Annotated in this window: 18 protein-coding genes and 1 tRNA gene; 5 read left to right on the top strand and 14 right to left on the bottom strand. The window is 59.5% G+C overall.

Going from position 1 to position 21,369, the window contains the following annotated elements:
• Positions 1–43: 43 nt before the first annotated feature.
• Positions 44–1,360 (bottom strand): epoxide hydrolase family protein, encoded by a 1,317-nt coding sequence (locus AC1DE4_RS19410; RefSeq protein ID WP_018857256.1) that lies wholly within the window; start codon positions 1,358–1,360, stop codon positions 44–46.
• Between the two features lie 24 nt (positions 1,361–1,384).
• Positions 1,385–1,780 carry a cupin domain-containing protein gene (locus AC1DE4_RS19405; RefSeq protein ID WP_018857255.1) on the bottom strand — a complete coding sequence of 132 codons (396 nt, stop codon included), beginning with the start codon at positions 1,778–1,780 and terminating at the stop codon, positions 1,385–1,387.
• A gap of 392 nt (positions 1,781–2,172) precedes the next feature.
• Here AC1DE4_RS19405 and AC1DE4_RS19400 point away from each other — a divergent pair, with 392 nt between their 5' ends.
• Positions 2,173–3,114: an alpha/beta fold hydrolase gene (locus AC1DE4_RS19400; protein ID WP_018857254.1), complete on the top strand. Its 942-nt coding sequence runs from the start codon at positions 2,173–2,175 to the stop codon at positions 3,112–3,114.
• A 139-nt stretch (positions 3,115–3,253) separates the two neighbouring features.
• Here AC1DE4_RS19400 and AC1DE4_RS19395 read toward each other — a convergent pair whose 3' ends face one another.
• Positions 3,254–3,712: a MarR family winged helix-turn-helix transcriptional regulator gene (locus AC1DE4_RS19395; RefSeq protein ID WP_245267952.1), complete on the bottom strand. Its 459-nt coding sequence runs from the start codon at positions 3,710–3,712 to the stop codon at positions 3,254–3,256.
• Between the two features lie 109 nt (positions 3,713–3,821).
• Positions 3,822–5,570 carry an adenylate/guanylate cyclase domain-containing protein gene (locus AC1DE4_RS19390; protein ID WP_018857252.1) on the bottom strand — a complete coding sequence of 583 codons (1,749 nt, stop codon included), beginning with the start codon at positions 5,568–5,570 and terminating at the stop codon, positions 3,822–3,824.
• Positions 5,571–5,815: 245 nt separating this feature from the next.
• On the opposite strand from AC1DE4_RS19390, the gene AC1DE4_RS19385 reads away from it, so the two are divergent.
• Both AC1DE4_RS19385 and AC1DE4_RS19380 read left to right on the top strand, forming a co-directional pair.
• Positions 5,816–6,154 (top strand): putative quinol monooxygenase, encoded by a 339-nt coding sequence (locus AC1DE4_RS19385; protein WP_018857251.1) that lies wholly within the window; start codon positions 5,816–5,818, stop codon positions 6,152–6,154.
• Positions 6,155–6,296: 142 nt separating this feature from the next.
• Positions 6,297–8,057, top strand: a complete 1,761-nt coding sequence (locus AC1DE4_RS19380) for an adenylate/guanylate cyclase domain-containing protein (RefSeq protein ID WP_477882608.1) — start codon at positions 6,297–6,299, stop codon at positions 8,055–8,057.
• Positions 8,058–8,201: 144 nt separating this feature from the next.
• Here AC1DE4_RS19380 and AC1DE4_RS19375 read toward each other — a convergent pair whose 3' ends face one another.
• The 4 genes from AC1DE4_RS19375 to AC1DE4_RS19360 all read right to left on the bottom strand — a co-directional run bounded on the left by AC1DE4_RS19375 (position 8,202) and on the right by AC1DE4_RS19360 (position 14,844).
• Positions 8,202–10,481, bottom strand: a complete 2,280-nt coding sequence (locus AC1DE4_RS19375) for a CDC48 family AAA ATPase (protein WP_018857249.1) — start codon at positions 10,479–10,481, stop codon at positions 8,202–8,204.
• Between the two features lie 484 nt (positions 10,482–10,965).
• Positions 10,966–11,934 (bottom strand): substrate-binding domain-containing protein, encoded by a 969-nt coding sequence (locus AC1DE4_RS19370; protein ID WP_018113584.1) that lies wholly within the window; start codon positions 11,932–11,934, stop codon positions 10,966–10,968.
• Entirely contained in the window at positions 11,921–13,246 is a 1,326-nt protein-coding gene (locus AC1DE4_RS19365; RefSeq protein WP_018857248.1) for an ABC transporter permease, read from the bottom strand. The genes AC1DE4_RS19370 and AC1DE4_RS19365 overlap by 14 nt, the downstream gene beginning before the upstream one ends.
• Complete coding sequence (locus AC1DE4_RS19360; RefSeq protein WP_169682229.1) at positions 13,243–14,844, bottom strand: sugar ABC transporter ATP-binding protein; 1,602 nt, start codon at positions 14,842–14,844, stop codon at positions 13,243–13,245. Before AC1DE4_RS19360 ends, AC1DE4_RS19365 begins: the two co-directional genes overlap by 4 nt.
• Positions 14,845–15,060: 216 nt before the next feature.
• On the opposite strand from AC1DE4_RS19360, the gene AC1DE4_RS19355 reads away from it, so the two are divergent.
• Positions 15,061–16,071 (top strand): LacI family DNA-binding transcriptional regulator, encoded by a 1,011-nt coding sequence (locus AC1DE4_RS19355; RefSeq protein WP_018113060.1) that lies wholly within the window; start codon positions 15,061–15,063, stop codon positions 16,069–16,071.
• Positions 16,072–16,158: 87 nt separating this feature from the next.
• On the opposite strand, the gene AC1DE4_RS19350 is transcribed toward AC1DE4_RS19355, so the two are convergent.
• Positions 16,159–17,385: an alpha-D-ribose 1-methylphosphonate 5-triphosphate diphosphatase gene (locus AC1DE4_RS19350; RefSeq protein WP_477882605.1), complete on the bottom strand. Its 1,227-nt coding sequence runs from the start codon at positions 17,383–17,385 to the stop codon at positions 16,159–16,161.
• Positions 17,386–17,700: 315 nt separating this feature from the next.
• Between AC1DE4_RS19350 and AC1DE4_RS19345 the strand changes: the two genes are divergently transcribed.
• On the top strand, positions 17,701–18,153 hold the full coding sequence (locus AC1DE4_RS19345) for a universal stress protein (RefSeq protein ID WP_025660092.1): 453 nt from the start codon (positions 17,701–17,703) through the stop codon (positions 18,151–18,153).
• Between the two features lie 225 nt (positions 18,154–18,378).
• Here AC1DE4_RS19345 and AC1DE4_RS19340 read toward each other — a convergent pair whose 3' ends face one another.
• The 5 genes from AC1DE4_RS19340 to AC1DE4_RS19320 form a co-directional block, all read right to left on the bottom strand.
• On the bottom strand, positions 18,379–18,684 hold the full coding sequence (locus AC1DE4_RS19340) for a hypothetical protein (RefSeq protein ID WP_246779170.1): 306 nt from the start codon (positions 18,682–18,684) through the stop codon (positions 18,379–18,381).
• On the bottom strand, positions 18,684–20,249 hold the full coding sequence (gene tnpC / locus AC1DE4_RS19335; RefSeq protein ID WP_477882602.1) for an IS66 family transposase: 1,566 nt from the start codon (positions 20,247–20,249) through the stop codon (positions 18,684–18,686). The genes AC1DE4_RS19340 and tnpC overlap by 1 nt, the downstream gene beginning before the upstream one ends.
• A 72-nt stretch (positions 20,250–20,321) precedes the next feature.
• Entirely contained in the window at positions 20,322–20,669 is a 348-nt protein-coding gene (tnpB, locus tag AC1DE4_RS19330; RefSeq protein WP_018240454.1) for an IS66 family insertion sequence element accessory protein TnpB, read from the bottom strand.
• A complete protein-coding gene (gene tnpA / locus AC1DE4_RS19325; RefSeq protein WP_192242201.1) occupies positions 20,666–21,028 on the bottom strand; it encodes an IS66-like element accessory protein TnpA in 363 nt (120 codons plus the stop codon). Before tnpA ends, tnpB begins: the two co-directional genes overlap by 4 nt.
• Before the next feature lie 195 nt (positions 21,029–21,223).
• Positions 21,224–21,300 (bottom strand) — tRNA-Met (locus AC1DE4_RS19320).
• Positions 21,301–21,369: the final 69 nt, after the last annotated feature.

Genomic DNA, 21,369 nt, shown 5'->3' with positions numbered 1-21,369 from the left:
CCGTTCTATTCCGCGACGGCGTCCCTCAACGATCGACAACACCTTATCGCAAACTCCGAAATGCCGCCCTGATCTCTTCGCTGAACAGTTTCGGTTCCTCCCAGGCGGCGAAGTGGCCTCCCTTCGAGGCGCGGTTATAGTAGACCAGCTTGGGATAGGCGCGGGAGAGCCATTCCTTCGGGGGCTTGTAGACCTCGCCGGGGAAAACAGTCACGCCGACGGGCACCTGAATCGCCGTAAGCTTCGCGCCTGAGACCGTGTTCTCCCAGTAGATGCGTCCGCTCGAAGGCCCGGTGTTCGTCAGCCAGTAGAGGGTGATGTTGTCGAGGATCATGTCCTTTGTCAGAGCCTTTTCAGGTTCACCGCGCGTGAAGACCCAGTCTGCGATCTTGTCATAGAGCCAGGCAGCTAGGCCGACTGGAGAGTCCGCAATACCGTAACCGACAGTTTCCGGACGCGTATTCATGATGGCGGCGTACCCGAAGCCATTATTCAGAAAATCCCTGGCATCGTCGAAGATCTTCTTCTCGTCGGGAGAAAGAGTCGCGGGGGCCGGGGCGCCGTTCTTGAGCGCCTGGGCAGCGTCCGGCGGAAAGGTGGTGCCCCGCTCGATCCGGTTGACGTGAATGCCGAGTAGGCCTTCCGGTGCCCGCCGGCCAAGGGCATCGGAAATGATCGCGCCCCAGTCACCGCCTTGGGAGACGTAGCTTTTGTAACCTAGACGCTTCATGAGCACGTCCCAAGCGCTCGCGATGCGCTGGGGGTTCCATCCGGTCGTGTTCGGCTTCTCCGAAAAACCGAAGCCCGGGATGGACGGCAGCACGAGGTGGAAGGCGTCTTCGGCCTTGCCTCCGTGCGTCGTTGGATCGGTTAGCGGGCCAATCACATTGAGGAGTTCGAACACTGAGCCCGGCCAACCATGCGTCATGATCAACGGCAGCGCGTTCTCGTGCGGGGAACGCACGTGAATGAAATGAATATCAAGCCCGTCGATGTTCGTCAGGAACTGCGGAAAGGCATTCAGCCTCCTCTCGGCGTTGCGCCAGTCGTAGCCGGTCTGCCAGTATTCGACGAGACCGCGCAGCTTTTCCGGCTGGACGCCTTGGGATCGATCTGTGACGGTCTCACCGTCAGGCCAGCGCGTGGCGGCGAGCCGCCGCCGCAGGTCAATCAATTCCGCTTCAGGAACCTCGGCCTTGAAAGGGCGAATTTCGCCGTTCCAGCCCGGTTTCGCCATTCTGGTTTCTGCCGCTTTCGCAAGCGACGGCAACACCGCGGTCGACAGGGCGATAGCCGTTCCCCCGAACAACAGCGTCCGACGAGAAAGGTCGATGGCTTCTACCTTGGCACTTGCTGTCATGACGTATCCTCCTCCTTTGTCGGACTATTTCACGGTCTCAAGGAGCTTCGCATTCTTGGTGACGATGTATGTCGCCAATTCCGAAGCCTTGCCTTCGCCGACGTTGCGCGCGGAATGGACAACGCCATCGGGGATGAACAGGGTCTCGCCAGCTTTGAGCGTCAGGGCTTCCCTGCCCTCTAGCTTGTATTCGAGTGTCCCTTCGAGAACGTAGGCAACTTCCTCGCCAGGATGTCTATGATTCACTGCGAAAGCGCCGGGATTGAAGTCGACGCGCACCTGGACGACTTCCTTGCCGGCGACGCTGATGTCCTCCTTCACCAGATCGGTCCGCTGAATTTCGGGCTGCTGGGCCTGCGCGGGCTGGTAGATGACGGCGGCAGCGACAAGAGCCGCGGAGACGATAAACCGTGCGTTCATGGATTGCTCCTTCGTTGGCACTAGCAGGCGCAACCAATGCCCCATGCTTCCGAGCCAAAATCGGACCGTTCGGTATCCCGGATATTTCTGATGCCGGTCGCAAATGTATCGGAACCAAGCCAACCGAGGGTCTGGATACAATGCAATACAAAATCGTCCGCCGCAGATTCTGCGTGGCTTGACGATATGTTGCATATGCATCATTATGCCTTACAGGGAATGAGCCCAACGGTCTCTCCTGTACAATATCATCATTCTAGAACAAACATTCTGTTGCGTACGCAACATACAGGCAAATTGGTACGGAACTGGTTGGCGACGGTCTCGCCAAGCTTCCGCAATCACTATCGTCGCCTCCAGAGGCGAGCAACAACACACGAAGGAGCCTTGAAATGTTGAAACACTCGATACCCCTCCTTTCCTCGCTCATGCTGAGCGCGGCATCGGCTGGTTCAGCCGGCGCTTCTCCCAGCAGCATCCATGCCGAGATCGGATACATAGAGGTAGCCCCCGACATCACGCTTCGACGCATGGTCGCCCACAGCGCCGCGCCTAAGGGGACTGTTCTCTTCCTCCACGGATTTCCGGAGACGCTACTCGTCTGGAAGGATATCGCGAACGCACTTGCGCGGGACTACGAAGTCCATGCTATCGATTGGCCAGGCTACGGAATGTCATCGCGACCCGCAGTCGCGACGTTCTCGTATTCGCCACGAGACTATGCCGACATTCTGAGAGCCTACATCAAGTCTGCGCATGTCGATCGCTCAAGGCTGACAATTTACGCGACCGATATCGGATCGCTTCCCGCATTGCTGGCAGCGATTGAGGAACCTGATATCGCCAAGAACATCGTCGTCGGAGACTTCGCTCCGTTCAACAGGCCCGAATACATGTACAAGAGCCTCCAGAACCTCAAGAGCGAGCCGGCGGCATCCAAAACCCGTATCCACATGAACGGGACGAGCGCGGAAATCCTCGCAAACGCCTATCGCCGCGGCCTGCCACCCGAGGAACAGTTCGACCTTCCGGCCGAGGTGCTGAAGGACATGACGGAGGGATGGGGGCACGGCGACATCACGTCCGCTGACGCGTTCTACCAATACTACTCGCACTTCACGCGCGACCAGGACTATCTCGAAGAGCACCTCGGTGAACTCAAGACTCCCGTCAAACTCGTCTGGGGCGAAAAGGACCTCTACATCAAGAAAGAGATGGGAGAGGAATTTGCGCGGCGAACCGGTGCGCCCATGACTGTTTTGCCGGGTATCGGCCACTACCCGCACCTCCAGAAACCTCAGAATACTGTCGCTGAAATACGGGCGGCGAAGTAGCGCCGACGAAGCGTGGTCTGTAAGACAACGGCCCTGCCCGATGAGCGCAAAGGCTATCGTGCAGGACTGGGATCAACGGCGTCGCCGAGGCTTTGCTTCACGTTGAGAAAGTTAAGGAACCGAGGCGCCGAGATCGTCTTCACTTCTGCTCGTCTACTCTCGGAAGACTCTCGGCAACGCCAATGATGGCTTTTGCACCAACATCGCCAACGAGCTGGCTGGCTTTCCGCTGCGCCTCGCGCCAGGCAGGCGCGGCGTCATTGAGGAGCTTTTTTCCAGAATCCGAAATGACGACCGGTCTACTGCGGCCGCCATCCGTCGGAAGCTCTTCGATCCAACCTTCTGCAAGAAGCGGTGCAAGACTGCGGGTCAAGGTCGTCCGATCCTGAAAGTTTGCGCGGCCGATCTCGGCGCGGCTAGCACCACCCAGTTTTGCAATCATGATCAACATCGAGAACTGCGATGCATTGAGGCCGTAGTCACGCAATTCCTGATCATAGATGTTTGTAATCACCCGGGAGATGCGCCTGCTCCTCGTCATCAAGCACCCGGATACGACCTCGCTGACGATATCAGAGTTGGAATCACGTCGATCCATGGCCATCTCGCCCCAGCATTCAATCGGATCTCGTTTTGTAGTGCATATGCAACATTTCGTCAATTGAGCTGCTTTGTCGACATGTCCATTAGACTTTCAGATCGCCAACCTACTCCGGCAGACCCGCTAGTCGTAGGCCTTCGATGTATTTGGCCATGAGCGTCTTATCGAGATAGGGTGCACGCGAACTGTAACGCTCGATCGAGAAGTCAGGATTGACCTTCAGAAGTTCGCGCGCGGCCTGGCGCGCCTCTTCAAGCCGCCCCAGTTGGGCGTAGGTCGCTGCAAGCAGGCGATAGGCGGGCCCAAGCTCGGCCATTTTCTCCAGAAGGGACAGTGCCTCCAAATATTTTCCCGAAAGAAATTTGGCTGCGGCGATATCCCAGAGATACCAGTCGGGGCGGCTCGGATTGAGGCGAACGGCAAGCTCTCCCATCCTAACGGCATCGTCAAGGCGCCCAAGATAACCCAGGGCATCGCAATATTCGGCGAGGAGGTCACAGTTGCTGGGAGCCAGTTCTCGGGCACGCTCATAGCAGGCTACGGCTCGCTCGGCCTCTCCCCTCCAAAGGTGAACGACGCCAAGAGCCCAGTGGGTATCAGCGTCGATCGGGTTTAGCTTCAGGGCTTTGCTTAGCAGGGCCGATGCGGTCGCAAGCGCGGTATCGATTTCAACGATTTCGTTCCATTTCAGCTTCCGAAGCTCGATCCAGGCCAACCCGATGTAAGGCCGCGGAAACTCCGGATCATCGGCTATCGCGGCGAGATACATTTCCCGCGCAAGTCGCACATCCTCTTGGCTCGAGCCCTGATGAAGATGCCGGCCCCGCAAATACAGATCGTAGGCTTTTAGCGATGTAACAGGCTTGCTCAGGGCGCGTTGACGCTCCGCCTCTTCTATCTTGACGCTCAGCGCGGCCGGTATGGAGCGGGACAGCTCGTCCTGAATGTGAAAGATGTCGATAAGGTCGAAGTCGTATTTTTCCGCCCAGATTCGTTCACCCGAAACATTGATGAGGTTGGCACTCACCCTGACACGATTGCCAAGTCGCCTCACGCTCCCCTCGAGGACGTAGTGCGGGATTGACTCGGCGTGCTGTTGCTCTGAGGGCGGTTGTTGAGCGACAACGATCAGCCTGGAGAACCGCGCCAAACCTGCCGCGACATCTTCTGTTAATCCCGCCGCGAAATAATCCTGGTCTGGATCGCCGCTGAGATTTGAGAACTTCGAAACGTACAGCAATGTTCTGTTCGGCGAAAACTCCGGCCCAAGGCGCGTTCCGACCGACTGCACGGCAGGCTTGGGTGTCGCAATAAACTCAGGATTCGCCCCTTCTGCACCGTCGTCGACGATGATGTTGAAGATGCGAATTGGCCGCTCGATGTTCTTCAGTGCGTGCTCGCCCACATCTTCGAAGCGGATGCCCAGACGCTTGCCTAAGGTGTCGCGCACCGATGCGGATATCGCTATGCCTCCCGGTTTCGCGACATTCTCAATGCGAGCTGCAACGTTCACGCCATCGCCGTAAACATCGTCGTCCTCGAAGATAAGGTCGCCGATATTTATACCGATCCGAAATTCTATCCTGCGATCGCCGGGGACACGCGCATTGCGTTTCTGCATCTCCGATTGGATCTCGATCGCGCACAGGACCGCCTCTTCAGCAGTCTGAAACTCCGTCAGCATCCCATCGCCAACAAGCTTGATTGTATGGCCCTGATACAACGCGATTTTCACGTCCCAAAGTTCGTGTCGGTGCAATTTTAGAGCGGAAAGTGTGCCTTTCTCGTCGATCCCCATCAGTCGACTATAGCCGACCACGTCAGAGGCCATGATGACAGAAAGCCGTTGCTTCATTGTCGCCCACCCCCATCAAGTCAGCCAATGGCCACTCAGATTAGCATATACGCAATGTCGAGACACTTCCTGGCGCGCTCAAGAATTCGTCTTCGCTCGCCCCGTGGCGGACGGTGTCCACTTCGCGCCAGAAGCAGCCTGCGCTATAAGTTACAACCTGGACATGGACCTTGAGGTCTGCACCCACGTCGAATGTTAGTAGCCTCCGTGTCAGGGCGAGTGATACAGAAATTCGAGGTGCCCATATGAAACTCATAACGGGTTGGCTCACCTGCAAGCAGGGAATGCGAGAGGCGTTCCTTGCCGCTATGGAGCCGCATGTTGTGTCCACGCGCGCTGAGCCAGGCTGTGTGTTTTTTGAGTATCATCGGCACAAGGATGAAGACGACGTGGTGGTTCTGATCGAAGGCTTTCGCGATGCGGAGGCACACGAGTTCCATAGGCGAACCCCGCACATGATCGCGATGCAGGCCGATGTGCGGCGGCTCCTGGCAAGATTGAGTTTGATCGAGACGGTCTCGGATGAAGTCGCACGTTATGATCTCGATTTCATCGCAAATCCGCCGGGCCCCTATCGTCCTTAGTCCTGCAGGCAGCTTGCACGTCGATGTGCGTGCTCCCACAGCACCGTTCGCACCCGCCGCTGTCGTTGGCAATCGTAAAACACCCAAGCCTGTTGATGTGCTACATTGTCACCACGTGCTTTTGTGGCGGGAGGGATCGAGAATGCAGCGCAAGCTGGCCACGATCATGGTCGGAGATTTCGTCGGCTCCACCCCTGCGATGGAAACGGACGAGGAAGGAGCGATCACCCGGATTGACGCTGTCCTCGACACTGTTCGCATGGTCATCCAGCGCCATGATGGCCGCGTCTTCGGCACCGCGGGCGATGCCCTGCTCGCCGAGTTCGGCAGCCCAGTCAATGCGCTTAGGGCCGCCATCGAGGCGCGCGCCGAGATCGCTGCCCTTCCTGGCTCGAGTGGCGGCGACATGCGTTTCGGCCTGCATGTCGCGGATGTCGTCGTCGTGGGCTCGGACTTGCGCGGCGATGGCGTGAACATAGCCGCGCGAATTGAGGCGTCTGCGCCACCTGGCGCAATCGAGGTTTCGGGGGTGCTTTACGACCAGGTCCGTCGGGTCTCGCCTTGTGGATTTGAAGACATCGGCGAACGTCGACTGAAAGGAATTTTCGAGCCGATGCGGATTTACCGGGTTACTGAACTGGTGGACCGCCACCTCTATCAGTTCGCTCCAACACGATCCTCTCCCAATGCTGTACAGCCTCCCCGGACAAACTCGATCGCCGTGGCGCGGTTCGACATTGCGCCCGGCGCCATTGCGGATCAATCCTTCCTGGCGGACGGCATCACCGACGACCTGACTCTTGAACTGAGCCGGCTGAAGGGGTTGTTTGTCAGTTCCCGTTCGGCCGCGACCGCACTGACGACCAAAGACCCGGTCGAGATCGGCCGCCTTCTCGGCGTCGGCTACGTCGTCAGCGGCTCGATCCGGCAAGCGGGCGACGACCTCAGGGTCAACATCTCGCTGACGGAAACCGGAGAGGGTCTCGTCATCTGGTCCGATCGCATAACGCGTCCGTTTCGCGAACTGCTTGATGTCATGGATGAAATCATCGCGCGTGTCGCAGCAACCGTGTCCGGACGGGTCGAGCAGTCGGAACTTGCGGCCGCGCGGCTAAAGCGCCCGGAGAACATGACGGCCTATGAGTATTACCTACGGGGACTGGACCATCATCGCTTGGTTGGCGTTTCGGACACCCACATACACGAAGCCATGACCTGGTTCGAGCGGTCAATGACCGCTGATCCCGGTTTCGGCCGCCCCTTCGCCATGCACGTCTGCTCGTGGAGCAACTTGCCAAGCTTTGACCTTCATGAGGCCGAAAAGCAGGTTGCGCATGCGCTTGCACTCGACCCGACCGACCCGGAAGCCCATCGCATCATGGGCGCGATCAAGATGAAATCGGGCGACTTCGCCTCGGCGCGTTACCATCACATACGCGCCAAGGAACTCGCTCCGAACGACGCCTATATTCTCGGCCGCAGCGCCGCGTTCTATGTCTATGTCGGAGAGGCTGAGCACGCCCTTGGAATGCTTGATCGTGCCGAGACACTCGATCCCTTTCTGCCGGTCTGGATCACTGAAGAGCGGGTGGCGGCCCTCTACGCGCTGGACCGCTTCGAAGACATGATGCGCGTCGCCCTGACACTACCGTTTCAGACCAGGCGGACGTTGCTTTATCAGATCGCGGCTAGCATGGCCTGCGGCAACAGCGGAAAGGCTGAACTCTTGGTTCGGCAAGCGCTTTCCCTCGATCCGGGCCTGTCTGCGATATACATCCGGATGCAGGAGACCTATGCCGACGAGTCCGTCACCGAAGCCCTGATCGAGCGGAACTGCGATGCCGGCCTGCCGCCAAAGCCGCGGAAGCCTACACCCCGCAAGAAATCAACTTTGCTGAGATGACGAACGGCCGATCAGCCACCCACGCGGCGCAGAACAGGTGGCGTCACGGAGCTTCACCTGGCTCAGCATGGAGCGCGGAAGCCCGGCCGCCCCGCACTGGACCGGCAGAGCCGCCACGGTCGATCACTACTTAATCTGGCGCCCCTACTCTCCAGCCTGCCTGAGGGGCGTGAAGCCGATCTGCATGCGCTGCGGATTTTCCTGGCGGAGCGTGCGCAGCATCTCCTCATACTCCCGTTCGGCTTCTGCCGTGACCGACGGTCGAACCTCCTGCAGGGCCATGGCGAAATTCTCCTTTGTCACCGTCGACGCAGTCAGAGACTGACGCAGTGCAATCAGCCCTGCTCGCCGTGTCAGGTCTTCGAGATCTGCCCCTGTAAACCGCTCCGTCTTGTCGGCGAGTTCATCGAGATCAACATCGTCGGCGAGCGGCATCTTCTTCGTATGGATGCCAAGGATCTTCCGCCGCGCTTTTGCATCCGGCACGGGAACATAGACCAGTTCGTCAAAGCGCCCCGGTCGCAGCAGTGCCGGATCGAGCAAATTCGGCCGATTGGTCGCTGCCATCACGACGACGCCCTGCATGTCTTCCAACCCATCCATTTCGGCCAGTAGCGTGTTGACGACCCGCTCGGTCACCGCCGGCTCACCCAGCCCGCCGCCGCGGACGGGGGCCAGCGAGTCGATTTCATCGATGAAGATGACGGTCGGGGCAACCTGTCGTGCGCGTTCGAAGAGCCGCGAAACCTGCTGCTCGGACTCGCCGTACCATTTCGAAAGCAGATCGGACGATTTGGTTGCCACGAAGTTCGCTTCGGCTTCGCGCGCCACGGCCTTTGCCAACAGTGTCTTCCCGGTCCCAGGAGGTCCAAACAAGAGAAATCCCTTTGCAGGGCGAATGCCCATCTGCCTAAAGGACTGCGGTGACCTGAGCGGCAGTTCCACCCCTTCCTTCAGTCTCATCTGCGCTTCGTCCAAACCTCCGACATCGTCCCAACGGACGTTCGGCGCCTGGATCATGATTTCGCGCAACGCGGAAGGTTGAATGCGCTTCATGGCGGACGTGAAATCGTCCTGAGAGACCGTGAGCTTTTCAAGGATCTCGGTTGGGATACCCTGCTTCAGATTGATATCGGGAAGAACACGGCGCAGCGCATCCATCGCCGCTTCGCGAACCAACGCACCGAGATCCGCTCCGACAAAGCCGTAGGTCGTCCTCGCGATCTCATCGAGATCGGTGTTCTCGGCGAGTGGCATGCCCCTGGTGTGGATCGCGAGCACCTCGCGCCGGCCGCGCTGGTCCGGTACGCCAATGACGATTTCGCGGTCGAAACGCCCGGGACGGCGGAGCGCCTCGTCAATCGCGTCTCGCCTGTTCGTCGCGCCGATGACAACAATATTCTGCCTCGGCTCCAGCCCATCCATAAGGGTTAGCAACTGGGCGACAATTCGCCGTTCGACTTCTCCGGTCACCTGCTCGCGCTTTGGCGCGATGGAGTCGATTTCGTCGATGAAGATGATTGATGGCGCATTCTGCGAGGCTTCCTGAAAGACCTGCCGCAAACGTTCCTCGGACTCCCCGTAGCGGCTGCCCATGATCTCGGGACCGGCGATGTGGTAGAAGTTGGCTTCCGTCTCATTGGCGACAGCACGGGCCAACAGCGTCTTGCCGGTGCCCGGGGGGCCATAGAGAAGCACGCCCTTTGGCGGTTCGATGCCGAGGCGCTGAAACAACTCGGGATGGCGCAGTGGCAGCTCCACCATCTCGCGGACTTGCTCGACAGAGGTGCCGAGTCCGCCGATATCGTCGTACGTTACGTCAGCTCGGCGTGCTTCCTTCGGTTCCTCAAACTGCGAACGCAATTCGACAACCGTCTGCTCGTTCATCTGGACGATGCCTCTCGGCTGTGTCGAGACAACGACGAGCCTGATTTCCTGCAGACCGTAGGCGGGAAGATCGAGTACGCTCCGTAGCAGCGGGTCCGCAGCGCGGGGATCTCTTACGCGTTGCTGGACTGAGGTCGATACAACGTCGCCGGCCACCATTGGGCGGTGAAGAAACGTGCGCTGCAAAGCTTCACCCGGTCCCTGCAACACCAGGTTCTTCTGCGCCGGCGCGAGGACAACCTTCGTCGCCGGCCTGACCTCCGCCTTGCGAACTTCGATATGGTCGCCGCTTGTTGCGCCTGCATTTACGCGCTGAAGGCCGTCGAGCCTGATCAGGTTCAGGCCCTCATCATCGGAATAGGGCCCCATCGCGATCGCGGCCGTATGCCGCTTGCCGATGAGCTCAATAAGCTCGCCTTCTCGTACGCCGAGCTTGGTCATCGCCTTCGTGGAGACGCGGGCGATGCTCGCTCCCGTATCCTGCGGTGGCATATTGGCAACCTGCAGCGTGAGGATCTGATCGTCGGGGACAGACATGATACCTCCAAAATCGCTTGTGATGAAACGCTGCGCTGACAGCTAGAGAGCTTACGGAAAAGACAAGCGGTTTTCATGCGAACACGTAAAAAGACTTGCGCTTCCTTGCCGCCGACACGACGGATCCGCCTACTGATATTCGAAACGCGTGATGGAGCGAATTATACAGAGGTATAGGTGAGCGACCGTTTCACGGTTGGACAAAGTGCTCCAGTGGTCCACCGGTTGAGCCTCGGTGGAAAGCCGCAAAACTCGGAAGCTTCACAATCCCCTCGAGTTTTACGCAGCCTTCGCCCCCAGGCAGCCATCCAAGCTCTCCCCAAGCCCGTTATTCCGCCAGGCTATCGACGAATGCGCGGATGCCGCCGACTACTACAGTGGTTTAGCGGACCGGACTGACCGTCGAACAGGTGCGGACCCGTATGGACACAAAAAGGGCCGGCTGGGATAGCCGACCCTTCTTTACTGTCAGGTTTACGCTGAGTTAGAGGCCGTTGTCCTTCATGATCTGGCCTGCATTTTCCTTTGTCACCTTGAGCGTCGGCAAGACGACATTCTTTTCGACTTTTTCTCCGCCGAGATACTTGATCGCCTGACGCAGGCCTTCCGCGCCCGGCGTTGCATAGAGGAAGGTCGCACTGAGTTCACCATTGTTCACCCAGGTCACGCCTTCTCCGGGAAGCGCATCGATGCCGATGAACTTGATGTCCTTCTCACGTCCGGCATCCTTGGCAGCGAGGTAGGCGCCATAGGCCATCGGATCGTTGTGGCCATAGACGAGGTCGATCTTCTCATTGTTGCGGAGCGCGGTGGCCATGATGTTGTAGGCCTGGTCCTGCTTCCAGTCGCCCGACTGCTGGTCGAGCAGGTTCTTGATGCCCGGCTCCTTGTCGGTAAATTCGTGGAAGCCGTCGTGCCGGTCGTGTGCCGGCTGGGTTCCCATGCCGCCCCAGATCTCGACGACATTGCCCTGCGCCTTACCGGGCCCGCCGAGAAGTTCAACGGCATATTCCCCCGCAGCCCGACCGATCAGCTTGTTGTCGCCGCCGACGAACTGGACGTACTTGTCGGTTTCGACGTTGCGATCCAAGACGAAGACCGGAATCTTGGCGTCGATCGCCTGCTGGACGACGCCGGTGAGGCCAGCGGATTCCTTCGGCGAGATCAGCAGCGCATTGACTTCCTGGCGGATCAGGTTTTCGACATCCGCAACCTGCTTTTCAGTCTTGTCCTCACCGTCGGTGATGATCAGCTCGACTTCGGGATGCTTTGCGGCTTCCGCGATGATGTCCTTGTTGAACTGCGCCCGCCAGGGCTCGATCGTGGTCGCCTGGGAGAACCCGATGCGCCACTTCTTGTCTTGCGCCAGCGCGCCATGCGTAGCGAAAAGGGATGTAGTGGTGAAAAGCGCGGTAGTGACGACCGCGAACTTCAACATGTCACGACGTTTCATTTCCGTTTCCTCCAGTGTTGAGAGACATGGTCTCCTTGCGCGGACGCTCCTCCCCGGACGCCTCCGATCTCGCGGGCCGCGGCAGTGTCAGCCGCAACCGCGCCAGAATATCGCGGGCATTGCGCTCCTGAACGAGCACGGTGCCGATGATGATCAGTCCCTTCAGCACCAGCTGAAGGTTGGAATTGATGTTGTGGAGCTGCAGGATATTCGACAGCAGCCCGAAGATCAGCACGCCGCAGAAGGTGCCGGCAAGGCTGCCGCGTCCCCCCATCAGGCTCGTGCCGCCGATGACCACCGCGGCGATGGCGTCGAGCTCCAGCCCAGCCCCGGCATCGGGCTTGCCCTGGCGATACTGCGCAACGTAGAGGATCGCGGCGATGCCCGCGAGCAGGCCGGAGACGGCATAGGTGACGATCTTGACCCGTCCGCTGTCGATGCCTGAAAGCCGCGCCGCCTCCTCGTTGCCGCCGATCGCATAAACGAAGCGGCCGAACGGAGTGAACTTCAGCACGACCGCATAAATCGCAATCGCCGCAATGAAAAAGATACCGGGCATGGGAATGATGCCGAAGACCAGCGAGCGGAGGATATCGAAATCGGCCGTGGCGTTCGACCCGGTATAAACCGGCAGGACCGCATTGTTCTGACCCGCCGTCAGCCGAGCGATGCCGAGCGCAGTCACCATCATCGCCAGGGTGACGATGAAGGGCTGCAGGCGGCCGACGACGATGATGATGCCGTTGATGGCGCCAAACAGAAGGCCGACGGCCGGTACGACGAGCAGCACGCCGAGCACACCGAACTTGGTTTCGCTCTGCGGCACGATATAGAAGAGCAGCACGGTGCAGAGGGCGATACCGACCAGCGCCGGGACATAGATGCCCCGCGTGCGGTCGAGCGTCAGGTCGCGGCTATGGCTGAAGCCAGTGCGGCTCTTTTCAAGATTGGAGAAGATGAACCGGGTCACGGCGGCCCCGATGACGAGGGCGGCAAGCAGCACCGACGGCACGCCGAGCAGGAAGGCGGGTGTGTCCCCCGGAACCGTCAACAACATGGCACAGACGACGCTGCAGATTGCCATCAACGAACCGACCGACAGGTCGATGCCGCCGGTGATGATGACGGCCGTCATGCCGGTCGCGATAAGCCCCGTCGTCGAGACCTGACGCAGCACGTCGAGCAGGTTGCCGCTGGAAAGAAATATGTTCCTGCCCGACGACGTCACCGGCGACCAGGCGACACCGATCAGGAAAATCGCGATCAGGCCCCAGTACAGTTTCGTGCGGGAAACAAGCTTTATCACATTCATGCGGATGCCTTCTCCTGCCTGTTGCCGGATCGCGGTGCCGCCAATTGCATGATCCGCTCCTCCGTCGCGATCGCGCGGTTCAGGATACCGGTCTGGTGTCCTTCGGACATGACGAGGATGCGGTCGGAAAGATGCAGGAGTTCCGGCATTTCCGAACTCACGACGACGATCGACATACCCGCTTCGGCCAGGCGGAAGATCAGGTCGTAGATGTCGCTCTTTGCCCCCACATCGATGCCGCGGGTCGGCTCGTCGAGCAGCAAGATGCGCGGCGTCGTGGCGAGGCACTTGCCGATCACGACCTTCTGCTGGTTTCCGCCGGAAAGCGTTGCCGCGACCTGTTCAATGCCCGAGGCCCGAATACCCAACGTCTTGATGGCGTCGGCGGCAACCGCCGCTTCCGCCGCAAAGTCGCGCAGGCCGAAGCGCGCCATTCGGCTGACGAGCGGTAGCGCGACATTCTCCGTGATCGTATCGTGCAGGTGAAGTCCCTGCATCTTGCGGTCCTCAGTGACGAAGGCAATGCCCAGTCGGCGCGCGTCCGTCGGCGAGCGGATCGTGACCGGCTGCCCGTCGATCAGAATCTCACCGCCGGCCTCCCCGTTGCTGGCGCCCGTTATCGCCTGCAGGATCTCGGTACGCCCGGCCCCGAGCAGGCCGCCGATGCCAAGGACTTCACCTGAGGCGACCTCGAAATTGACGCCGGTCAGGACCTGCTTCCAGCCGTGCCGGTTGGCCACGGACAATGACAGATTTCTCACCGACAGGACTGCACCGCCAACGGCGGTCGCTTCGTGCCTGATGGTTTCGGCACGGCTGAGATTGCGGCCAACCATGCCGGCGATGACCATGTCTTCATCGATCTCCGACTTCGGCCTGGTCCAGACGTGCCGGCCGTCCCGGAACACCGTGACGCGATCGCTGAGTTGCATTACCTCGTCGATCCGGTGCGAGATGTAGATGATGCCCACCCCTTCCGATGCGAGCTGGCGCATGATCGTGAAAAGCCGCTTGCATTCATTCGGTGACAGCGCCGATGTCGGCTCGTCCATGATGAGCATCCGGGCGTCGAGCGACAGCGCCTTTGCGATCTCGACCAGCTGCTGTTCGCCGATCCTGAGCGACGACACCCGTGCTTCGGGATCAAGATCGATGCCGAGCCGCGTGAGCAGGGTCCGGGCGGCATTCATGCTTTTTCGGCGATCGACAAACAACCCGGCGATCAAGGGCTCCCTGCCTAGGAAGATATTGTCGGCAATCGACAGCTCAGGGACGAGATTGAGTTCCTGGTGGATGATGGCGACACCGGCAACCTCTGCGTCGCGCACCGTCGCGAAGTGAACCGGAGCCTGGTCGATGATGACGGCGCCATCATAGTCGGCGTAGACACCGGACAGGATTTTCATCAGGGTCGATTTGCCGGCGCCGTTCTCGCCCATCAGCGAGTGGATCTCACCGGCGAACAGATCAAATTTCACATGATTGAGCGCGGCAATTCCGCCAAACGACTTCGAGACGTCGACCGCTTCCAGCACAGGCGCGGTGGACGAAGGTGGCGCGTCGGCGCGCGAAGACAAATGGCCCACTTCTTCCTGCATGACAATGACGGCCTCCCTTCCATCTTTGTCTCGCGGCTGTAAGCGACAGTAGAAGCTAATCTAAACGTTTCGAATCTGTCAAGAGATCAGTCGCCCTCCAACGCTTTGATCTTGCTAAGAACTTGCCATTTTCGTAACATGTTGGACAACGCATCGATCTAAACGTTTTGAATTATGGACCGGATTTCTTCCAAAAGACGAAAATCCCAGCCGACCATGCTAGACGTCGCTGCGACGGCAGGCGTCTCGGTTGCCACGGTCTCGGCGGTCGTCAATGGTACCGCGCCGGTCAGTTCCGAACTGCGTGGCAGAATCGAAAATGCGATTGCGGCCATCGGCTATAAACGCAACGCCATTGCCCGAAGCCTGAAGACGGGCGCCACCAAGACGATCGGGCTCGTCATCGCCGATATCACCAACCCGTTCTTCACGGATGTCGTCGCCGTCATCCAGGATGTGCTGCATCGCGCCGGTTACGCTGTGATGCTCTGCTGCACAGACGAAGATCCGGTGCAACAGGAGGAGCAGATTTCGCTTCTCCTGGACAGGATGGTGGACGGCCTGATCATTGCGCCGGCTGGCGACGACCATGCGCTTGAGCGCGTCCTCCAGCGCGCCGGTATCCCGACCGTACTGATCGATCGCATCAGCCACGGCATCGCGGCGGATGCCGTCGTCCTCGACAACCAGCGCGCGGTACAAGACGCGATCGACTATCTTGTCGGCCTCGGCCATCGCCGGATCGGCTACATCTCGGGTTCGCTTGATACCTCCACCGGCCTCGGCCGGCTGGCCGGCTATCGCGGCGCGCTTGACAATGCCGGCATTCCCCAGGACGACGCATTGGTGCGCATCGGAAACTTTCGCGAGAAAGACGCCTATAATGCCGCCATGCAGTTGCTCGTGATGCCGGAACGGCCGAGCGCCATTTTCTCGGCAAACAACCTGATGGTCATCGGCGTGATGAAGGCGATCCGGGACATGGGGCTGCGTTGTCCCGATGACATCTCGGTGTCGAGCTTCGACGATTTTCCCTGGGCGGATGTTTTCCAGCCGAACCTGACGACCATCGCCCAGCCGGTACAGGCCATCGGTGAACACGCAGCCCAGCTCATTCTCGACCGCCTTGCCAATCGCTCCGACCGCCCTCCCCGGCAGATCGTACTTTCGGGCCGCTTGACGATCCGCTCGTCCTGCCGGCCTTTCTCTGCAGCTGACGGAGGTTAAAGATTTGCGCGAGATGGGCGGACGAGCGGAGCTCCCGACGGGCCTCGTTCTAGCTCTGCATCAGTTGCTCGCCCGCTTCTCTACTCGTCACCAGCCCATCGGCGCCGCGCAATAGGCTTCCCGGCCGGCGACCCAGGTGCGCCGAACCACGGGGGCGCCGCCCTCTGGCCAATCGACCAATATGAGGTCCGCCCGCTTCCCGACTTCGATCACGCCGCGATCGAAGAGCCCCGACGCACGCGCCGGATTGCCGGATACGAGCGGCCAGAGCGCGTGGACCGGCGCCACGCCATCGGCCTTGAGCCTGGCCAGGCCAAGCAGCATCGCAGGATAATAATAGTCCGAGGCGAGAATATCGCAGAGACCCTCGCGAATCATATCGGCGGCACCGATCGAAACAATGTGGCTACCGCCGCGCGTGGCGTTCGGCGCGCCAAAGACGATGAAGTCACCAGCCTCACGGGCGGCCCGCGCCACCCGCTTGTTCGTCGGGAACTCACTGATCCGTGCGCCACGGACGCGGAAGAAGTCGCGCGTTTCAATCTGGCTATCGTCATGCGACAGCATCGGTGCGCCGGCGGCCTGGCCGAGGGTCGCCACCTCTTCAATCGCGGCTGGTAGTTGCGGACGGCGATCCCACATGTTCCTGACGAGCGCGACCATGTCAGACACCGGGATCTTGGCCCGCTTGGCGCGTTCCGCCATCTTCTCCGCGAACGCAGGCGTTTCGGGGTCGACTGCCGGGAAGGCCGGATCGAGGTCAAACGGCCGCTCCTGCAACGGTATCGAGGGATGCAGCATTGCCATTGATGTGTGGTCGTTGAAGGCAATCGACGGCAGGCGCGGTCCGGCGAGCGCCTCGCGAATAAGCTCGATCGCCTCGAAGCAGAAGGTTTCCCAACGGAGCTGGACACGATTGTCCACCGTCAGACGCGGGCCGAGTGCGTCGAGAGCGCGGACGACGGCGTAACCGTTTTCCACAGATCGAAGCCCCGGCTCCCAGCTCAGCGTCAGGGCGTGGTAGGCAGTCGCTATCCCATTGGCGGCAAGCTGACGGTCTGTTTCGAGCAGCGCAGGAGCGACGGGGAGCATCGTCCCCGGCCGCGGCATGATCTGCCGCTCGAAGGCATCGCCATGAATGTCCACAAAAGCCGGAGCGAGGAGAGAGCCGCGTCCATCCACAATGTCCGCTCCGTCGCGTGCACCGTCGACCGCCATGATCCGGCCGTCTTCGATGCGCACGGAAGCGGGCTCCAGACGGTCGCCAAAAATGACGGTCGCGCCCTCGATAATCACTGCCGAATTGTTCTGCATTGGTGTCATTCCACGAAAAGGAGAGTGCAGCAGCCCCGTTTCATCGGAGGCCTGAGTGCCACGCCGCTTCGAACCAGCCGATATGACAGATTTGAGAATGTCGCTGTGCACAGGCATACGTTGACTGACACGGTAGCGCAGGTCCCCAGCGGTGTAATCCGTCCACAGTGGAGGTGCGTTGCATGTGGCGCGATGGCCAACCTCCGCCAGTCCGTTCTGGCGATTTCTCCGTCTACAACCGTATCGTTAGTTGCGAAACGATAGTACCTTGCGTGGTGGGCACAAATGCCTTGGACCAGACGGGAGACGACAAGTATGTACAACCATATTCTCATTTCTACCGATGGATCGGAAGTAGCGCAGAAGGGTGTCGATCATGGGCTGTCGCTTGCAAGCAGCCTCAAGGCCCGCGTGACGATAATCATGGCAACAGAGCGGTTCCCTGTCTACGCGCATGCCGGGATTGCCGGCGCCTATATTCCCGGGCCGACAGAGATGGCCCAGTATGAAGCCGGTCAAAAGGAAACAGCCGAGAGAGTGCTGGCTGGGGTCAAGAGAGCAGCAGAAAAGCTCGGCGTGCAGGCGAACACTGTCCATATCCCGCAGGCTTATCCGGCCGAAGCGATTGTTGAGGAGGCCAAGGCTCTCGACTGCGATTTGATCGTCATGGCATCACACGGCCGTAGGGGTTTAAGAAAGCTGGTGCTCGGGAGCCAGACATCGGAAGTCCTCGCGAGCAGCCCGGTGCCTGTCTTGGTGGTCCGGTAAGTCGTCACTTCTGGGAAGCGGTGTCCCGCGGGGCCTGCGCCGAAACCGACCAGCGCGGCTGGCTCCAAATCTCGGTCATCGGCGAGCGAAATCGGGGACGGCACCGCGTCTGAGGTTGCGGAGCCGAGCTCGACACGGAGTCCAAAAAGAGAAAGCTCCTCGGCGCTTGCGCGGACGTTAGTAAGCGTCCGGCGAAGGCATTTTCGCTTGGTCGAGAGGCCGATATTATAGGCCGCGTTTCATCTCGTCTGCCATAACGCGTTCGACCACATCCGGATCGCATTGTTCATCGACGAGAAACTGGCGGATTCCACCATCCCATGTCCGTATGTCGGCGAGGAGATTTTGGAGCTCGTCCACGCCGTTCTCGGTCAGGCCCTTTGTGCCGTATTCGCTGCCGTCGCGGATATAAAGCAATTCGCCTTCGCTGATATTATCCGAGTTGGCGGTCACCTCTTCGATCAACTCGAGGTTCTCGCCTATCATCTCAGCGACCTCTTTGAGGGTATAGATGATCCTTGAGCGTGCCATCACGCAGCCTCGTACCGGTCTTTTGCCGGAGTCCACTGCCACGGGAGCAGTTCATCAAGTCGATCCTTCGGATGGCTCGGGATCCTGGTCAGGACGTCTGTCAGATAGGTCTCTGGATTGTGGCCATGGAGTTTAGCTGTCTCGATGATGGTCAGGATATTGGCGATGCGCTCGCCGCCCTTGTCTGACCCAGCAAAGAGCCAATTTTTTCTTCCAATTCCGAGTGGCCTCATGGCGCGCTCAGCTATGTTGTTATCGATTTCGACACGGCCATCGTCAACGTAGACGCTCAAAGCTGCCCATCGCGAGAGAGCGTATCGCATCGCTTCGGCAAGCTTCTGTTTCTGCGGCAGCGTCGAAAGCGTCGTTTCAATCCAGGCCTTGAGGTCCGCCAGAATGGGTCTGGCGTGTTGCTGGCGCAGTGTTCGCCTCTCGTCAGCCGACATGCCGCGGATACGATCCTCGATATCGTAGAGGGCACCGATGCGCGACAGAGCCTCGTCGGCGATCGGAGATGGCTTGAGCTTGATCACATCATGGAACTTGCGGCGCACATGCGCCATGCAGGCAGCTTCGATGATCTGGTTGCCGTAAAGCTTGCTATAGCCAGCATACCCGTCCGCATGCATTACGCCGCTGAAGTGAGCGAGGTGTTCAGCCGGATGCACGCCCTTTCGGTCGGGGCTATAGTAATAGGCGATCGCTCCGGGCGTGGGATCCTGGTAGCCGCTGCCATCGAAGACATAGACCCAGACCCTGCCGGTCTTCGTCTTTCCTCGTCCTGGGTCGAGAACATCGACCGGCGTGTCGTCCGTGTGTATTCGGTCGACCGCCGCGAGATGGGCTCTGATCAGCAAGATGAGGGGCGAGAGCAGAACGGACACACGTCCAACCCAGTCCGCCATGACAGACCGGGAGATGTCTATCCCCAGCCGGTCGTACATCTCGGACAAACGGTAGAGTGGGATATGATCGTCAAATTTGGCGACCATGATGTGTGCGAGCAGTCCTGGTCCAGGTTTGCCCCGCTCGATCGGCAAGCTCGGCATCTCACCCGATACCATTGTATCGCAGTCCTTACAGACCATGCGCTTCTCGATATGCCGGACGATCTTCACAGAAGCCGGCACATGCTCCATCACCTGGACCACCTTGTCGGCCGCCTTCAGGAAGGACATGCCACCACAAGTCGGGCAACTGCAGGGTGCTGTGTAAACCCGCTCTTCAGTTGGAAGGCCATCCGGCAGAGGTCTGCGTTTCGGCTTGTCGGGGGCATCATCCAGATCTGGCAACAGGCCCTTTCCGGAACGAGCATCAGCCTCGGCGCGAGAGGCTTCGATCTCCTCGAGCATCAGTTCGAATTGCTCAATCTTCCGATCGATCTTTTCCGAAGAAGCGCCGTGCTGCCGATGGCGGAGCAGTTCCAGCTGCGCGCGCAGAAGCCCGATAATGGAGTCTCGTTTGCTGACCTCGGCTTCTTGGCTCTCAAGCTTCGCCGCCTGTTCAGCGACGAGCGCGCGCAATGCCAATAGCTCGTCCTGACTGTCCAGCGGCGGTGCTTTCATGCCCAAAAACATAGCCGATTTGCAGCGAAAGCACTAGCGTTTTGCCCCGGATGTCCCTGTAAAATATAGCTTTTAACCCGTGCGGCCAGGGGCGGAAGTCCACGCTGGTCGGCGCCAGTCAATCCCTTCAACAAGCATCGACAACTGAGCCTGGGTCAGATGTGCAACACCATCTTTCGCCGTCGGCCAAGGAAAGTATCCGCGCTCGAGAATCTTGTAGAATAGGCAGAACCCTTGGCCATCCCACCATAGAAGCTTGATCCGGTCGGCGCGCTTTCCACGGAACCCAAAGATCGCTCCGGAACCCGGCGCTTCCTTGATAACCGCCTCGACCATAGCAGACAGACCATCGATACCGCGCCGCATATCGGTCACCCCGCAAGCCAAGTAGACCCGCACATTTCCTGTCGGCCCGATCATGCAGCCTCAACACACGCGATCAACGATGACAGCGTCTTGCGTTCAATGTCCGCCGGAACTTTCAAACTGCGACCATTTCGTAGCTGGATCTTGATTAGCGCGGGGGCCCCGCCGGCCGCCGGCATCTGCCCGACGCTTACTTCGTTGACCAGGTGGACCGGAAGGAACGTTGCTGACACATCGAAGTGGCTAAGCGTTTTCCGCCATAAACGGATCTGCGCAGGATAAATGTCATGGCGACGAGCGACATCGCCAATGCGAACGCCCGGTTGATCGGCTTCAGCCAATATCGCCAGCTTCGCTTCCTTCGACCACCGCCGCCTACGCTCAACGCCGGAAATGATCTCCATGCGAGCCATGCCAACCTCTCAGATCTGATATTAGTGTCAGCACTAATGCTGGTTCTAATGCCAGAACATCGCCTAACTGGCTCGTTCAGCAAAATCCGCTCACCGGACGCTCACGGACGTTATGTATCCGATGTATAAGGATATTCGCTCGCGTCAGGAAGACGCCGAGCTAGATCGCCCGGGAAGCGCTCACCACGGGAGATTTGGTTGCGGGGGCAGGATTTGAACCTGCGGCCTTCAGGTTATGAGCCTGACGAGCTACCGGGCTGCTCCACCCCGCGCCAAGTGCAAAACCCTTTGGGTTTTGTCACGGTGCGTAAACTGCGAAGCAGTTTACGCTACTGCCCGAG

It is taken from the genome of Rhizobium sp. 10N414 (genome assembly GCF_056394785.1).
Note: the sequence above shows the minus strand (reverse complement) of the source record. Positions and strands in the feature narration are given on the sequence as shown.

What these genes read in the sequence shown, in the direction of transcription:
- AC1DE4_RS19410 (WP_018857256.1), bottom strand. Translation starts at nt 1,360, where the DNA reads ATGACAGCAAGTGCCAAGGTAGAAGCCATCGACCTTTCTCGTCGGACG.
- AC1DE4_RS19405 (WP_018857255.1), bottom strand. Translation starts at nt 1,780, where the DNA reads ATGAACGCACGGTTTATCGTCTCCGCGGCTCTTGTCGCTGCCGCCGTC.
- AC1DE4_RS19400 (WP_018857254.1), top strand. Translation starts at nt 2,173, where the DNA reads ATGTTGAAACACTCGATACCCCTCCTTTCCTCGCTCATGCTGAGCGCG.
- AC1DE4_RS19395 (WP_245267952.1), bottom strand. Translation starts at nt 3,712, where the DNA reads ATGGATCGACGTGATTCCAACTCTGATATCGTCAGCGAGGTCGTATCC.
- AC1DE4_RS19390 (WP_018857252.1), bottom strand. Translation starts at nt 5,570, where the DNA reads ATGAAGCAACGGCTTTCTGTCATCATGGCCTCTGACGTGGTCGGCTAT.
- AC1DE4_RS19385 (WP_018857251.1), top strand. Translation starts at nt 5,816, where the DNA reads ATGAAACTCATAACGGGTTGGCTCACCTGCAAGCAGGGAATGCGAGAG.
- AC1DE4_RS19380 (WP_477882608.1), top strand. Translation starts at nt 6,297, where the DNA reads ATGCAGCGCAAGCTGGCCACGATCATGGTCGGAGATTTCGTCGGCTCC.
- AC1DE4_RS19375 (WP_018857249.1), bottom strand. Translation starts at nt 10,481, where the DNA reads ATGTCTGTCCCCGACGATCAGATCCTCACGCTGCAGGTTGCCAATATG.
- AC1DE4_RS19370 (WP_018113584.1), bottom strand. Translation starts at nt 11,934, where the DNA reads ATGAAACGTCGTGACATGTTGAAGTTCGCGGTCGTCACTACCGCGCTT.
- AC1DE4_RS19365 (WP_018857248.1), bottom strand. Translation starts at nt 13,246, where the DNA reads ATGAATGTGATAAAGCTTGTTTCCCGCACGAAACTGTACTGGGGCCTG.
- AC1DE4_RS19360 (WP_169682229.1), bottom strand. Translation starts at nt 14,844, where the DNA reads ATGCAGGAAGAAGTGGGCCATTTGTCTTCGCGCGCCGACGCGCCACCT.
- AC1DE4_RS19355 (WP_018113060.1), top strand. Translation starts at nt 15,061, where the DNA reads ATGCTAGACGTCGCTGCGACGGCAGGCGTCTCGGTTGCCACGGTCTCG.
- AC1DE4_RS19350 (WP_477882605.1), bottom strand. Translation starts at nt 17,385, where the DNA reads ATGCAGAACAATTCGGCAGTGATTATCGAGGGCGCGACCGTCATTTTT.
- AC1DE4_RS19345 (WP_025660092.1), top strand. Translation starts at nt 17,701, where the DNA reads ATGTACAACCATATTCTCATTTCTACCGATGGATCGGAAGTAGCGCAG.
- AC1DE4_RS19340 (WP_246779170.1), bottom strand. Translation starts at nt 18,684, where the DNA reads ATGGCACGCTCAAGGATCATCTATACCCTCAAAGAGGTCGCTGAGATG.
- tnpC (WP_477882602.1), bottom strand. Translation starts at nt 20,249, where the DNA reads ATGAAAGCACCGCCGCTGGACAGTCAGGACGAGCTATTGGCATTGCGC.
- tnpB (WP_018240454.1), bottom strand. Translation starts at nt 20,669, where the DNA reads ATGATCGGGCCGACAGGAAATGTGCGGGTCTACTTGGCTTGCGGGGTG.
- tnpA (WP_192242201.1), bottom strand. Translation starts at nt 21,028, where the DNA reads ATGGCTCGCATGGAGATCATTTCCGGCGTTGAGCGTAGGCGGCGGTGG.